We start from the raw sequence: 13,878 nt of genomic DNA, 5'->3' as shown, positions 1-13,878 counted from the left end.
ATCATCAAAAACATTGGATGAGTGGCAATTGGGACCGCTTCGACGTAATGCTTGGATTCGTCGCTCTGCCCCCCAGCTATCCCAGCAGCCGCTTCCACTGCTCCGACAGGCGCTGCGTCGACACCGGGACAGCCGCCTTCAGCTCGGGCGCGAACTGCGACACCCGGAGCTCCTCGATCAGCCAGCGGAACGACTCCAGCTCTTCCGCGGGAACCCCCTTGTTGAGGAGCGCCTGCTGATGCTTGAGGTAGTCCTGCCAGAACGGCAGCACCTGCGCGGCCTTGGCCTGGTCCTTCTGCGGCCCGTTCGGCAGCCGCTCGAGCCGGATCTGGGTGGCGCGCAGGTAGCGGGGCAGGTGCGCGAGCCGGTCGAGCGGGGCGCGCGCGAAGAGCCCGACCGGCAGCAGGAAGTCGATCTGCGTGCGCACGTCGTCGAGCGCCTGCCTCGGCGAGCCCGGCTTCCCCGCCATCGACCGGAGCATCGACTGCACGCGATCGAGCTCGACGCCGATCTCGCGCGCCATCCCCGAGAGCTTCCCCAGCACGCCCTGCAGCGACCGCCGGCCCTCGTCCAGGCGCGCCTGGAACGCGGCCCGGGTCCTCGGAAACGCCGCGGGATCGCCGAGCTGAAACGCCTCGTCGAGCGCGCGCAGCGCGATCTGCCGCGCGAGGCCGGGCTCGCCCGGGGCCACCTTGGCGCCGAGCCCGCTCACGGCCACGGCGCTGCGCAGCGGCTGCTCGAGCTGGCTCATCTTGCCCCCGATCTGCAGCAGCACGAGCCGCCGCAGCCCGGCGCGCGTCGCCTCGGCGGCCGCCGCCCTCGACGCGAGCACGCGCACCGAGACCGACGTCTCGTTGTCGATCAGCGCCGGATAGCCGAACACCTTCTGCCCCCCGGCGTCGACCTGCACGCGCTCGGGCAGCGCGTCGACCCCGAACGACGTCAGCCCGTCGCGCTCCAGACCCGCCTTGCCGACCTTCGCCCAGGCCTCGCGCGCCCGGCCGGACAGCCGCTCCTTGAGCTCCCGCAGGTCGCGCCCCTCGCCGATCACCCGGCCATCCTCGCCGATCACGCGGAAATAGAAGCGCAGGTACGGCGGGAGATCGTCGGGCCGGAACGCGTCCGCCGGGACGCGCTCGCCGGTGCGATCCTCGACGGCGGCCGCGAGCGCCGGCCGCATCGGGCCCTGGAACGGCCGGAGATCCGCCGCGATCTCCCGGGCGACCTCCCGGAGCGGGACCAGCGCCTTGCGGAGCGACTTCGGCAGCGTCTCGAGCAGCAGGGCGATCTTCTCGGCGTGCCACCCGGGGATCATCCACTCGAGCTCGTCCGGATCGGCCTGCGGCAGGAGCACCAGCGGCAGCGACAGCGAGATGCCGTCGTCGTCCTCGCCAGGATCGAAGCGGTACGAGAGCGGCACGGTCGCGCCGTAGAGGTCGAGCGCGTCGGGGAAGCGCTCGGGCGTGAGCTCCGCGGCCTCGTCGAGCAGGACGTCGGCGAGCGACAGGTGAAGCACCCGCGGGTCCTTCTCCTCGGCCTCCTTCCGCCACGCCTCGAACGTCTTGCCGCTGTACACCCCCTCGGGCACGCGGCGGTCGAAGAAGAGCTCGAGCGCGTGCTCGTCCGCCAGCATCTCGCTCCTCCGCGCCTTGTCGCGGAGCCGGCTCACCTCCTCGAACAGCCGGCGGTTCGCCTCCATGAACGCCCCGCGCGTCGTGTATTCCTGCCGGACCAGCGCGTGGAGGAGGAAGATCGGGCGCGCGGCCTTCGGGTCGATCGGGCCGTAATCGACCCTGCGGTCCCGCGCGATCGGCAGGCCGTAGAGCGTCACCTGCTCCTTGGCCATCACCGCCGCCGGCTTCGCGGCCCAGTGAGGATCGCCGTAGCTGCGCTTGCAGAGCGGCCCGGCCGCGGCCTCGATCCACGCGGGATCGAGGGCCGCCGCCATCCGGGCGAAGAGCTGCGACGTCTCGACCAGCTCGGCGGCCATGATCCACGCGGGCGGCTTCTTCGCGAGGCCCGAGGACGGGTGGAGCTGAAAGCGCGTCTGCCTTGCGCCGAGATACACCCGGTGCTCCTGGTTCCACATGCCGATACGGCTGAGCAGGCCGGGCAGGAGCGCGCGGTGGATGGCGTCGCCCTTCGCGGGCGCGCCGTTCGGCGAGAAGCCCATCTCCCGCGTGATGCGGCTGAGCTGCCGGTGCACGTCGGCCCACTCGCGCATGCGGAGGTACGACACGAAATGATCGCGGCACGCCTTCCGGAGCTGGTTCTGCGTCAGCCGGCCCTGCGCGTCCTGGTAGAAGCTCCACAGCTTCAGGAGCCCCACGAAGTCCGACGCCTCGTCCTTGAACTTCCGGTGCGCGTCGTCGGCCTGCTTCTGCGCGGAGAGCGGCCGCTCCCGCGGATCCTGCACCCCGAGCGCGGCGGCGATGATCAGCACCTCGGCGAGCGCCCCCTCGCGCTCGCCGCCCAGGACCATCCGGCCGAGCCGCGGATCGAGCGGCAGCCGCGCGAGCTTCCGGCCGATGTCCGTGAGCGCGCCCGACTCGTCGAGCGCGCCGAGCTCCTCGAGGACCCGATAGCCCTCGTCCACGGCGCGCTTCGACGGCGCGTCGAGGAACGGGAAATCCTCGATGGCGCCGAGCCCGAGCGCCTTCATCTGGAGGATCACGCCCGAGAGGCCGACGCGCAGGATCTCCGGATCGGTGTAGGCAGGCCTCGACTGGTAGTCCTGCTCGGCGTAGAGCCGGAAGCAGACGCCGCTCTGCACGCGGCCCGCGCGCCCCTTGCGCTGATCGGCGCTCGCGCGCGAGATCGGCTCGATCTGGAGCTGCGTGACGCCCGTGCGGGGGCTGTACCGGTTCACGCGGGCGAGCCCCGCGTCGACCACATACACGATGCCTGGGATGGTGAGCGAGGTCTCCGCCACGTTCGTCGCGAGCACGATCCGCCGCCCCGGGATCGACTGGAACACGCGCTGCTGGTCGCCCTGCGGGAGCCGCCCGTAGAGCGGCAAGAGCGTCGTGTGCGGCAGGCCGTGGCGCTCCAGCTCGGCCATCGTATCGTGGATCTCCCGCTCCCCGGGGAGGAAGACGAGGATATCCCCGCGCGGGTCGATCTCGGTGATCTCCTCGACCGTGCTCGCGACCGCGTCGGCGATCTCCGGCTCGCCGCTCTCGGGGGGACGGTGGATGACCTCCACGGGATACGTGCGGCCGGAGACCTCGATGACGGGCGCGCCGTCGAAATAGGCCGCGAACCGGTCGGTCTCGAGCGTGGCGGAGCTGATGATGACGCGGAGATCCGGCCGCCTCGGCAAGAGGCGTTTGAGGTACCCGAGCAGGAAATCGATGTTGAGGCTGCGCTCGTGGGCCTCGTCGATGATGAGCGTGTCGTAGTCCGAGAGCCGCGGATCGCCCTGGATCTCGGCGAGGACGATGCCGTCGGTCATGTACTTGACGTACGTCGCCGGGCTCGTCCTGTCCGAGAAGCGGATCTTGTAGCCGACCTCCTTGCCCAGCTCGACGCCGAGCTCCTTGGCGACGCGGGCCGCGACGCTCGTGGCGGCGATGCGGCGCGGCTGCGTCACGCCGATCCGGGCGGTGAGCCCGCGGCCCATGGCCAGGCAGATCTTGGGCAGCTGCGTGGTCTTGCCCGAGCCGGTCTCGCCCGCGACGATCACCACCGGGTGCGCCTCGATGGCCCGGGCGATGTCGAGCACCCGCGCCGAGATGGGCAGCTCCTCGGGAAAGCGGACCGGGCCCGCGGACGCGGGCAGCGGTGACGTCTGGCCGCCGGGGGCGGCCGGCGCAGGGGAGGACTCGTGCGGAACGCGGGAGCTCACGGTGCGCGAGGGGGTAGCATCTCCCGCCGCGGCGCGCCGTCGAAGCCGTGCGCTCGCGGAGCGCGGCGCCGCGCCGCCTCCGGGAGCGCGCCCGGGCGCCGCCCCTCCGCCGCCGGCGCGCGCGCCTCGTCAATCGTCGTCGCCGCCGTCCTCGCACTTCGGGTCGCGGCAGCGGCCCTGGAGGATGTCGCGGCACAGCTGGTCGCGCTTCTTCTCGTCCAGGTCGTCGTCGAGCGCGGCGAAGATCAGCTGCATGCGGCACTCGAGCGTGCCCTCGGCGCGCAGGCGGCTGCACGCGTTGAACACGTCCGGCGCCGGCCAGAGCGAGCACATGGCCGTGCAGGTCTCGCGATCCGGCACCCGGAGCGGGCACAGGGCCGCGTAGAGCGTGCAGAGCGCCTCGCACCGCCCGACGCACCCGCCGCCGTCGTCCGGGCCGAGCGGCCCGGCGCCGGTGCAGCCGGCGGGATCGCCCGTCTCCGCCGGCCGGCACGCGGCGTAGCCCGCGGGCGACGGCATCGCCTCGCACACCGCGCAGCACGCCTCGACCGACGGGTACTGCGGCGCGAGCTCGCATCGATCTACCGAGGCGACGCAGTGCGTCGAACATTCGGCGATCTCGCACGGGCCGATTTGCTGCTGCGGCGGCGGCGACGGCGGCGTGGGCGCCGGCGGCGGCGTGGGCCCGCTGTCCCGGCTCGCGTCGCCGGTGTCGCCGGCGTCGCCGTCGGTCTCCACGCTGCCGCCGTCGGTCGCGAGGGTGCCGCCCTCGCCGCCTTCACCGGGCAGCGGGGCGAGGACCTGGCAGCCGGCGAGCCACGCGGCGAGCGTGCAGGCCGTCGCCGAGCGCGCCTTCATAACGTTCCCCGCACGCCGATGTAGCCCGGGCCGACCGCCCAGGTGACGTTCGAGGCCGGCGCCCGCGCGCTCTCCAGCCCGAGGGCGACGCCCCCGACGGCCGCCCCGGCGATGGCGAGGCCGAACCCCACGTTCGAGACCCAGCCCAGCGCGTTCGCGCTGCCTCGCGCGCCGTCGGTGCAGCTCGAGGTGCCCCGCCGGCACGCGTCCTCGAGGTCGCTCCGCGCGCCCAGGTAGGCCGCGCCCGCGCCGAGCCCCACCGCGAGCCCGGCGCCCGAGGCGATGAACCCGCCGATGGCCCACGCCGAGGCCTTGCCCGAGGAAGGCTCCGGGGTGAGGGGGACGTCCAGCGTCGTGACCTCCCGCTCCGGGACGTAGACCCGCTGCCGGGCGCCGAGGTAGCCGTCGGCCTCGACCTCGACCCAGTGGTTGCCCGGATCGATCGGCGATCCTTCCGCGGAGACCTTCACCTCCTGCCCGTCGACCTTGAGCCTGGCGCCGGCGGGGTTCGGCGCGAGCCGCACCTTCAGCCGGGGGATGCGCCCGTCGAGCTCGCCGCGCAGGGCGTCGGCGCGGCGCCGCGCCTGCGTGAACGGCCACGGCTCTCCGGGGGTCGCGCGCGACGAGGCGATCGTCGACGCGAGCTCGCGCGCCTCGCTGAGCCGGCCGATCGCGGCGAGCGTCTTCGCCACCTCGATGGAGGTCGTGGGCACGCAGACCAGGCGCTCGGCGCGCTGGTAGGCGCGGAGCGCCTCCGCGTAGCGCTTCTGGGCGAAGAGCTCGTCGCCCGTGTACACGAGCTCCCGGGCCTCGCTCCGCGCCTTGTCGTCGGCCTCGCCGCCGGCGGCGCCTGCGCCCTCGCCGGCGAGCGCGGGTGAGGCCGCGATGAGCAGGCCGGCGATCATCATCAGGGTCGTGGGCCGGGAGCGCATGGATTTTCCCCGTCAGAATCCGAGATCGCGCCGCGCGCGGCTGCGCGTCGCGACCTTCTTGGCCGGCGGCTCGCCGGGCGCCACGCGCGCCGCCTGCGCGGCGACCGGCGCCTTGTGCGCGGCCGGCGCCGGGGCCTCGGCCGCAGGCTCGACGTCGGGCTGCGGCGCGCTGGCCGCGGGGCGCGGCGCGATGGCCGGGGCCTCGGGCTGCGGCGCGCTCGTCGCGCACTGGGCCGCGGGCTCGGCGGCGGGGGCGGCGTGCGCCGCCGGCCCGACGCCGACCATCGCGAGCGACGCGACGTGCGCCGCCGATGCCGGCGCCGTTCGGGTGACGCCCGCCCACGCCAGGGTGCTCACCCCCATCACGGCGGCCGCCGCCACGGCCCAGGTGCGCGCCCGCGACCGCTGCCGCGGCGAGGAGGCGCCGAGCGTGCCGAACGGCATCAGCGTGGTCACGAGGGACGAGAAGCCTTCGCCCGAGGCGAGGCTGTCGCGCGGGGGCATGATCTCGGTCGGGGCGGGCCGCGAGTCGCGCGGGGCGGCGACGGCGGCGTCCAGCGCCTCGAGGACGGCGCGGGCGCTCTGGACGCGGCGCGCCGGATCCGGCTCGAGCAGCGAGAGGACCCAGGCGTCGATCGCGGGCGGCAGGCCCGGGACGAGGCGGGACGGCGGCGGGGGCGGCCCGCGGTCGATCGCGACCGCCACCGCGGCGATGGTGGCCCCGCCGAACGGGGTCTGTCCGGTCAGGCAGAAGTAGGCCACGACGCCGAGCGCCCAGAGGTCGCTGTGCGGCCCGACCTTCGCGCCGCCCGCCATCTGCTCCGGCGACATGAAGTGCGGCGTCCCCATGATGGCGCCCGTGACCGTGAGCCGCTCCGCCTCTTCGGCGGTGTTCTTGGCGATGCCGAAGTCGAGCACCTTCACGAACGGCTCGCGCTCGCCCGAGACGAGGAAGATGTTCTCGGGCTTGACGTCGCGGTGGACGATGCCGGCCTCGTGCGCCTTGGCCAGCGCGGCGCACGTCTGGCGCAGGATGGTCGCCGTCTCGTCGAGCGAGAGCCGCCCGCGGCGCTCGACCAGGTCGTGGAGCGTCTCGCCTTCGAGGTGCTCCATCACGATGTACGGGACCCCCTGATCGGTGAACCCCAGGTCGAACACCCGCACCACGTGCGGGCTCTGGATCCGGGCGGCGGCCTCCGCCTCGCGCTGGAGCCGGGTGACGGCGAGCGGGTGATCGGCGTAGATGTCACGGAGGAACTTGACCGCGACCTGCGTCTTGAGCCCCACGTGCTCGGCGAGCCAGACGCTCCCCATCCCGCCTTGACCGAGCGCGCGGAGGAGCCGCAGCTGCGCGCCCACCTGCATCCCCGGCAGCGGCGCGCGGTCCGAGCTCGACGGCGCGGTGTGGCACCTTGCCTCAGCTGGGGCGATCAGGCACGGCGATGGCTGTGTGGCCTCACCCATTCCTACCGTCTTGCTCATGCCGGAGGGGGCTTGCATGCGGCGAGCCAGCGTCTCGATTGAACGGTTCCAAGGACATGAGCTGGAGTCGGCGTGGCGCATCGTGGCGCGAGGCCGCGCCGCACAGAGCCCTCGTGACAGTTCGCTACAGGCGAGGTTACCGCGGCGGGCGCGCCTCGCGGCGCGCTGCCTTCAATAACGGTCGCGCGCATCGCGAATTGCGGGCGGCGCCACATCGCCAGGAGCCGCGACGCCGCTCGGACCGTCACGTCGCCCGGACTTGCGATGTCGCCTGCCGTGCGCTCCGGGCGACCGCGCGCCGTCGCGGCCGGCGTGGGAGGTCGGCGCGCCAGCAGGGTTCCGTCCATGGCCGCGGCGCTGAACGGATGAGAACGGGCGGCATTTCCACGCGAGATCGCCAGAGCGGCGGAGAGGTTTCCACGCGCGCTGCCGGGGCTCCGAGGCGCGGGCGCGGCGCCCTGGCGCGGGCGGGATCGCCCGATGTGCGATGTCGAGAGCGGCGCGATCGGGCGCGTGTCCAAGCTCGGCGTTGCCGGATGGATGGATGATGGCGAGCAACGTATTCGTGCCGTTGCCGACACCGAGGCCGCTCCGGGGCGCGCACCCCGGAGCCGGGGAGTGTCGAGACAACCGCGCTCGCGCGGCGCTCCCCGCGCCGGACACGAGGTCACGCGCGGGCGGGGTCGAGCGGGCGAGCGGGCAAGCGGACCACCGCCGGCAGAGCTCGCGCGATCTCGCGAGCGCGGCCGTCGATCAGGGCTTGTGTCGTGCGGGCGAAGCAAGCAGTCTACGCGCAGCGATGCAGCCTCTCTTTCTCTGCTTCCTGGCGGGCGTCGGCCTCCTCGCCGCGGCGTGCGATGCCCCTCCCGCGGAGGCGCCCAAGCCGGTCCAACTCCCGCCCGTGCCCCCGGGCGAGCTCCGCAGCCCGGAGGCGTTCGCGTCGATCCGGGACGACGACGCGCGCGCGGCCTCGCTCTTCCTCGAGGCGAGCAAGGTGCTGCTCCACCCGCGCTGCGTGAACTGCCACCCGCACGACGGCGTCCCGCGCCAGGGCGACGCCGGCGAGCGCCACAGCCCGCCCGTCGAGCGCGGCCCGGCGGATCGCGGGCTCGCGGCGCTGGAGTGCACGTCGTGCCACCAGGTGCAGAACCTCGATTTCGCCCGCGTGCCCGGGGCGCCGGGCTGGCACCTCGCGCCGGCGGAGATGGCCTGGCTCGGCCGCTCGCCCGCGGCGATCTGCGCCCAGATCAAGGATCCGGCGCGCAACGGCAAGAAGACGCTCGCGCAGATCGCCGAGCACGCCGCGCGCGACGAGCTCGTCGCGTGGGGGTGGGCGCCCGGGCACGGCCGCACGAAGGCGCCCGGCTCGCAGGCGGCCTTCGGCGCGCTCATCGATGCGTGGGTGAAGGCGGGCGCCGCGTGCCCGCCCGAGGAGTCCCGACCATGATCATCCTGAAGGTGAACGGCGCCGAGCAGAAGCTCGACGTGGATCCGGAGATGCCGCTGCTCTGGGTGCTGCGCGACGTGCTCGGCCTCACGGGGACCAAGTACGGCTGCGGCCAGGCGCTCTGCGGGGCGTGCGTGGTGCACCTCGACGGCGAGACCGTGCGCGCCTGCGTGACGCCGGTGAAGCGCGCCGCCGGCGGCTCGGTGACGACCATCGAGGGGCTCAGCCCGGCCGGCGATCACCCGCTGCAGCGCGCGTGGGTGGAGCTCGGCGTCCCGCAGTGCGGCTTCTGCCAGGCGGGGCAGATCATGAGCGCGGCCGCGCTGTTGCGGAAGAACCCGCGCCCCTCGAACGACGACATCGACAAGTCGCTCGCCGGCAACATCTGCCGGTGCGGCACGTACACGCGCATCCGCGCCGCGGTCCGCAAGGCCGCCGGCCTGCCCACGGAGTGAAGATGGAACAGCAACGCGTCGTCCTCCTCCGCCGCTCCTTCCTCGCGGGGCTCGGGCTCGCGATGGGCGGGCTCGCGCTCGGGCTCGCCGAGGGCGACGCCGAGGCCGCGCCGCCCTCGCCCGCTCCTTCCACGCTGCCGCCCGAGCCGGGGCTCCGGACCGGGGTGTTCCTCCACATCGCGACCGACGGCACGGTGTCGATCGTCTGCCACCGGTCGGAGATGGGGCAGGGGATCCGCAGCTCGCTGCCGGTGCTCGTCGCCGACGAGCTCGGCGCCGACATGGCGCGGGTGAAGATCGTGCAGGGCGACGGCGACAAGGCCTACGGCGATCAGAACACCGACGGCTCGCGCAGCGTGCGCAACGGTTACGAGCCGATGCGCCGCGTGGGCGCGACGGCGCGCGCCATGCTGGTCGCCGCCGCGGCGAAGAGGTGGCGCGTGCCCGCCGCCGAGTGCGTGGCCGAGCAGCACGCCGTCCACCACGCGAAGTCGAAGCGCTCGCTCGACTTCCGCGAGCTCGTGGCCGACGCGGCGAAGCTCCCGGTGCCCGACGCGAAGACCGTCGCGCTCCGCCCCGTCGCCGAGCTGAAGCGCGTCGGCGGCCCGCTCCCGCTGCTCGACGGGCCGGCCATCGTGACGGGCGCCGCGCAGTTCGGCGCGGACGTGCGCCTGCCGGGCATGCTCACCGCGGTCATCGCGCGCCCGCCGGTCGTGGGCGGCAAGGTGGCGCGGTACGACGGGGCGCGGGCGCTCGCGGTCCCGGGCGTGAAGAAGCTCGTGGATCTGCCGGGCCCGACGGGCGGCGCGGTCGGGTTTCAGCCGCTCGGCGGGGTCGCGGTCGTGGCGGACACGACGTGGGCCGCGATGCGCGGCCGCGCGGCGCTGCAGATCGCGTGGGATCACGGCGCGAACGCGGCGTACGACTCGGCGAGCTATCGTCAGGCGCTCTCGGCCGCGGTGCGGGCGCCGGGCAAGGTGGTGCGCAAGGTCGGCGACGTGGACGGGGCGTTCGCGAAGGCGGCGCGCACGATCGAGGCCGAGTACTACGTGCCGCACCTGGCGCACGCGGCCATGGAGCCGCCGTCGGCGGTGGCGCGGGTCGACGCGAACGGCTGCGAGGTGTGGGCGCCGACGCAGAACCCGCAGGCGGCGCGGACCGAGGTGGCGCGGGCGCTCGGCGTCGGCGAGGACAAGGTCGCGGTGCACGTGACGTTGCTCGGTGGCGGCTTCGGCCGGAAGTCGAAGCCGGACTACTGCGCCGAGGCGGCGTTGCTCGCGCGCGCCATGGGCGCGCCGGTGCGGGTGCAGTGGACCCGCGAGGACGACGTGCAGAGCGGGTATTTCCACAGCGTGAGCGCGCAGTACCTCAAGGCGGGGCTCGACGCGGACGGCAAGGTGAGCGCCTGGCTGCACCGGACGGCGTTTCCGCCGATCCCGTCGACGTTCGACGGGAAGGTGAAGACCCCGAGCGAGAACGAGCTCGGCCTCGGCGTGCTCGACCTCGCGCTCGCGTCCCCGAACGTCCGCGCCGAGGCGTGCGACGCGCCGGCGCACGTCCGGATCGGGTGGCTCCGGTCGGTCTGCAACATCTTCCACGCCTTCGCGGTGCAGAGCTTCATCGACGAGATCGCCCACGCGCGGCAGGCCGATCCGCGCGACGTGCTGCTCGAGGTGCTCGGCCCGGCCCGGCAGGCGTCGCCGGCCGAGCTGGGGGTCCAGAAGGTCCCGAACTACGGGGCGCCGATCGAGCAGCACCCGGTCGACGTGGGCCGGCTGCGGCACGTCATCGAGCGCGTGACGGAGATCTCGGGGTGGGCCGCCGCGCGCAAGGCGGGCCGCGCGGTGGGCCTCGCCGCGCACCGGAGCTTCCTCACCTACGTGGCGGTGGTCGCCGCGGTGTCGAAGGACGCGCTCGGCAAGGTGCAGGTCGACGAGGTGTGGCTCGTCGCCGACCCCGGCACGGTGGTCAACCTGGATCGCGTGCGCTCGCAGATGGAGGGCGCGGTCGTCTTCGGGATGAGCATCGCGCTCCACGGCGCCATCACGGTGAAGGGCGGGGCGGTCGAGCAGACGAACTTCCGCGACTACCCGGTGGTGCGGAGCACGGAGGTGCCGAAGCGCATCCACGTGGAGATCGTGAAGAGCGATGCGCCGCCCGGCGGCGTCGGGGAGCCCGGGGTGCCGCCGGTGGCGCCCGCGATCGCGAACGCGGTGTTCGCCCTGACGAAGACGCGCGCGCGGGAGCTCCCGCTGCGGCGTCTGGGGCTGTGACGGGGCGGCCGCGGCGGATCTCCTCTCCGACGCGGCCCTCTCCCGCGGCAGCGCAGCGAGCCGCGGCTACGACGTCCCCGTCTTGCCCTGCTGATAGATGTCCTTGAGGTTGATCTCCATGAACCTGTCCGGCTTCTCGAGCGGTGCGAAGCCGAACTGCCGGTAGAGCCCGTGCGCGTCCGCGGTGGCGAGCAGCGTCCGCCGCAGCCCGAGCCGGCCGAGGGTCTCGGTGACGTGGGCCATCAGCGCCTTGCCGTACCCCTTTCGCTGCTCCGCCTCGACGATGAACACGTCGGCCAGGTACGCGAACGTCGCCTGGTCGGTGATCACCCGGGCGAAGCCGATCTGCGCGCCCGCCTTGTAGACGCCGAAGCAGAGCGACCCCTCGATCGCCCTCTCGACCACGTCCCGGGGGATGCCTTTGCTCCAGTACGTGGAGGCGAGGACGCTGTGGATCAGCGCGCGATCGAGGCGCGATTTGTCCGACGAGATGACGAGCTCTTCGCTTGCCTGGTGGTCCACTCTGCCGATCCTCCGTTGTGCGTGCGGGCTTCCGGGCCTCACCCGCGCGGCCTCGTCAGCGATCTGTGAAGCCGTCGCCTCGCGGCAAGCAATCCGAGGCGACGGCCGGTGTCAAGGGCAGGCGGCCGGGCGCGCCGTGCTGCGCGCGCCCATGGACGATGCCGCCGCCCGCGTGCGACGTTGCCCGCGAACACGGGGGCTCGCCTTCCGGCGCTGAGGTTCTAGCCATGGCACACGTGCTGACACCGGACATCGCCTCGCGTCTCGCCTCCATCGCGCTCGGGCACGTGACGCGGGAGTATCCGAACAAGCTCGATCACGTCATGTCCGGCCCTGAGGACGTGAAGGGCCCGCGCGACCTGCACCCCATCTTCTACGGCAGCTTCGACTGGCACTCGTGCGTGCACGGCCACTGGCTCCTCGCGCGGGTGTACCGCCTCTTCCCCGGCGCGCCCGGCGCGGCGGCGATCCGCGCGCTCCTGGACGCGCAGCTCACGGCAGACAAGGTCGCCGCCGAGCTCGACTATCTCCGGCGGCCGGCACGCCGCGGCTTCGAGCGGCCGTACGGGTGGGCGTGGCTGCTCCTGCTCGCGGCCGAGCTCGCGCGCTACGGCACCGGCGAGGGCCAGCGGTGGTCGGCCGCGCTGGCCCCGCTCGGCGACGCGTTCGCCGAGCGGTTCCTCGAGTACCTGCCCCGGGCCACGTACCCGGTCCGCGCCGGCGCGCACACGAACAGCGCCTTCGCCCTCGCGCTCGCGCTGGAGTACGCCGCCGTGAAGGGCGATGAGCGGCTCGCGCGGCGCTGCGCCGAGTCCGCGCGGGCGTGGTACGGCCGCGACGCGGACTGCCAGGCGTGGGAGCCCTCGCAGGACGATTTCCTCTCGCCCGCGCTCATGGAGGCCGAGTGCATGCGCCGGGTCCTGTCCGGACCGGAGTTCCGCGGCTGGTTCGCGCGGTTCCTCCCGCGCGCGGCGGACGGCGAGCCCGCGACCCTGTTCGCGCCGGCGACGGTCAGCGACCGCAGCGACGGCAAGATCGCCCACCTCGACGGGTTGAACCTGAGCCGCGCCTTCTGCTGGCGCTCGCTCGCCGCGGCCCTGCCCGAAGGGGATCCGGTCCGCGCCCGCGCCTTCGACGCGGCCGAGCGGCACCTCGACACCAGCCTGCCGCACGTGGCCGGCGATTACATGGGCGAGCACTGGCTGGCGAGCTTCGCCCTCCTCGCGCTGGGCGCCGGGGCGGAGTGACGGGCACCAGGGGTGCGCTGCGCGGCGCCTGCTTCGCGCCGCAGCGTCTAGATCGTGGAGCGGGAGACGGGATTTGAACCCGCGACGTCAACCTTGGCAAGGTTGCACTCTACCACTGAGTTACTCCCGCAAACGTCGGGTACAGAAACAGAGGAAGCTGGAGAGCACCCTCATCGGAGCCGCTCGGAGTAGATCCTGAGCTGCGCCGAGCCACCGCCGGAGGGCTGCTCCGTCGAGGCGGCGGAGGAGTATCAACCGGCGTCGCCGTAGTCAAGCGCCGAGGTGCACGATCCTGGAGGGATCGTGCGTGCCGGACGGCACGAGCTCGCCCGGCCGGCCCGGCTCCCGGCGAGCCCCCTGCCCGGGAGGCGCGGCGCGCGGGGGCAGCGCCCTGCGTTCCGCCACGACGCCGCGGCCGAGGCGCGCGGTCACGGCCTTCGAGGCGGTGATGGCGCAGGCGCTCGAGCTCGGCGGCACGATCACCCGCGAGCACGGCGTCGGCACGCTCAAGCGCGGCCTCCTCACGCGCCAGCTCGGCGCGGCGTCGCTCGCGCTGCACCACCGCATCAAGGACGCCTTCGACCCGGACGGCATCCTCAACCCTGGACAGGTGATCGGGCCGCGCCCGGGCGCGAGGCCTCCCGGCGATCGCGGGTGAACGCGGGGCGGCGCCGCGCGCGGGGCCTCACGGAGAGGGGTATCTACGCCTGCGATCCGTCCGGGATGCAGCCGCGGACCGGAGAGCAAGATCCCGGCTCGCCCGATGCGAATGAAAATACGCGGCTCGCTCGTCGATTGCGGCGAGGCCAATCGCG

General features: G+C 73.8%; 10 protein-coding genes and 1 tRNA gene. 5 read left to right on the top strand and 6 right to left on the bottom strand.

All coding sequences use genetic code 11. The annotated features are described in order from the left end of the window. Positions 1-76: 76 nt before the first annotated feature. From hrpA to NQZ70_RS38430, 4 genes are all read right to left on the bottom strand, one after another. Positions 77-3,847 carry an ATP-dependent RNA helicase HrpA gene (hrpA, locus tag NQZ70_RS38445; protein WP_129578669.1) on the bottom strand — a complete coding sequence of 1,257 codons (3,771 nt, stop codon included), beginning with the start codon at positions 3,845-3,847 and terminating at the stop codon, positions 77-79. A 129-nt stretch (positions 3,848-3,976) separates the two neighbouring features. Further along, positions 3,977-4,705 (bottom strand): hypothetical protein, encoded by a 729-nt coding sequence (locus tag NQZ70_RS38440; protein ID WP_129578668.1) that lies wholly within the window; start codon positions 4,703-4,705, stop codon positions 3,977-3,979. Further along, complete coding sequence (locus NQZ70_RS38435; RefSeq protein WP_237244408.1) at positions 4,702-5,637, bottom strand: PEGA domain-containing protein; 936 nt, start codon at positions 5,635-5,637, stop codon at positions 4,702-4,704. The genes NQZ70_RS38440 and NQZ70_RS38435 overlap by 4 nt, the downstream gene beginning before the upstream one ends. Positions 5,638-5,649: 12 nt before the next feature. Further along, a complete protein-coding gene (locus tag NQZ70_RS38430; protein WP_237244407.1) occupies positions 5,650-7,101 on the bottom strand; it encodes a serine/threonine-protein kinase in 1,452 nt (483 codons plus the stop codon). Between the two features lie 817 nt (positions 7,102-7,918). Here NQZ70_RS38430 and NQZ70_RS38425 point away from each other — a divergent pair. The 3 genes from NQZ70_RS38425 to NQZ70_RS38415 are packed head-to-tail and all read left to right on the top strand — an operon-like array spanning position 7,919 to position 11,294. Next, on the top strand, positions 7,919-8,566 hold the full coding sequence (locus NQZ70_RS38425; protein WP_129578667.1) for an Isoquinoline 1-oxidoreductase subunit: 648 nt from the start codon (positions 7,919-7,921) through the stop codon (positions 8,564-8,566). Further along, a complete protein-coding gene (locus NQZ70_RS38420) occupies positions 8,563-9,021 on the top strand; it encodes a (2Fe-2S)-binding protein (protein ID WP_129578666.1) in 459 nt (152 codons plus the stop codon). Before NQZ70_RS38425 ends, NQZ70_RS38420 begins: the two co-directional genes overlap by 4 nt. A gap of 2 nt (positions 9,022-9,023) precedes the next feature. Continuing rightward, positions 9,024-11,294 carry a molybdopterin cofactor-binding domain-containing protein gene (locus NQZ70_RS38415; RefSeq protein WP_129578665.1) on the top strand — a complete coding sequence of 757 codons (2,271 nt, stop codon included), beginning with the start codon at positions 9,024-9,026 and terminating at the stop codon, positions 11,292-11,294. A 66-nt stretch (positions 11,295-11,360) separates the two neighbouring features. Here NQZ70_RS38415 and NQZ70_RS38410 read toward each other — a convergent pair whose 3' ends face one another. After that, positions 11,361-11,816 (bottom strand): GNAT family N-acetyltransferase, encoded by a 456-nt coding sequence (locus NQZ70_RS38410; protein ID WP_129578664.1) that lies wholly within the window; start codon positions 11,814-11,816, stop codon positions 11,361-11,363. Between the two features lie 227 nt (positions 11,817-12,043). Here NQZ70_RS38410 and NQZ70_RS38405 point away from each other — a divergent pair, with 227 nt between their 5' ends. Further along, a complete protein-coding gene (locus NQZ70_RS38405; RefSeq protein ID WP_129578663.1) occupies positions 12,044-13,063 on the top strand; it encodes a DUF2891 domain-containing protein in 1,020 nt (339 codons plus the stop codon). Positions 13,064-13,118: 55 nt separating this feature from the next. Here NQZ70_RS38405 and NQZ70_RS38400 read toward each other — a convergent pair. Beyond that, positions 13,119-13,193, bottom strand: a tRNA-Gly gene (locus NQZ70_RS38400). A gap of 318 nt (positions 13,194-13,511) precedes the next feature. Here NQZ70_RS38400 and NQZ70_RS38395 point away from each other — a divergent pair. Continuing rightward, a complete protein-coding gene (locus tag NQZ70_RS38395; RefSeq protein ID WP_237244406.1) occupies positions 13,512-13,721 on the top strand; it encodes an FAD-linked oxidase C-terminal domain-containing protein in 210 nt (69 codons plus the stop codon). The last annotated feature ends 157 nt before the right edge of the window (positions 13,722-13,878 follow it).

It is taken from the genome of Sorangium sp. So ce836, from assembly GCF_028553905.1.
GTDB classification, from domain to species: domain Bacteria; phylum Myxococcota_A; class Polyangia; order Polyangiales; family Polyangiaceae; genus Sorangium; species Sorangium cellulosum_D.
The sequence above is the reverse complement of the archived record's forward strand: the minus strand, read 5'-3'. Positions and strand labels throughout refer to the sequence as shown.

What these genes read in the sequence shown, in the direction of transcription:
- NQZ70_RS38440 (WP_129578668.1), bottom strand. Translation starts at nt 4,705, where the DNA reads ATGAAGGCGCGCTCGGCGACGGCCTGCACGCTCGCCGCGTGGCTCGCC.
- NQZ70_RS38435 (WP_237244408.1), bottom strand. Translation starts at nt 5,637, where the DNA reads ATGCGCTCCCGGCCCACGACCCTGATGATGATCGCCGGCCTGCTCATC.
- NQZ70_RS38430 (WP_237244407.1), bottom strand. Translation starts at nt 7,101, where the DNA reads ATGGGTGAGGCCACACAGCCATCGCCGTGCCTGATCGCCCCAGCTGAG.
- NQZ70_RS38425 (WP_129578667.1), top strand. Translation starts at nt 7,919, where the DNA reads ATGCAGCCTCTCTTTCTCTGCTTCCTGGCGGGCGTCGGCCTCCTCGCC.
- NQZ70_RS38420 (WP_129578666.1), top strand. Translation starts at nt 8,563, where the DNA reads ATGATCATCCTGAAGGTGAACGGCGCCGAGCAGAAGCTCGACGTGGAT.
- NQZ70_RS38415 (WP_129578665.1), top strand. Translation starts at nt 9,024, where the DNA reads ATGGAACAGCAACGCGTCGTCCTCCTCCGCCGCTCCTTCCTCGCGGGG.
- NQZ70_RS38405 (WP_129578663.1), top strand. Translation starts at nt 12,044, where the DNA reads ATGGCACACGTGCTGACACCGGACATCGCCTCGCGTCTCGCCTCCATC.
- NQZ70_RS38395 (WP_237244406.1), top strand. Translation starts at nt 13,512, where the DNA reads ATGGCGCAGGCGCTCGAGCTCGGCGGCACGATCACCCGCGAGCACGGC.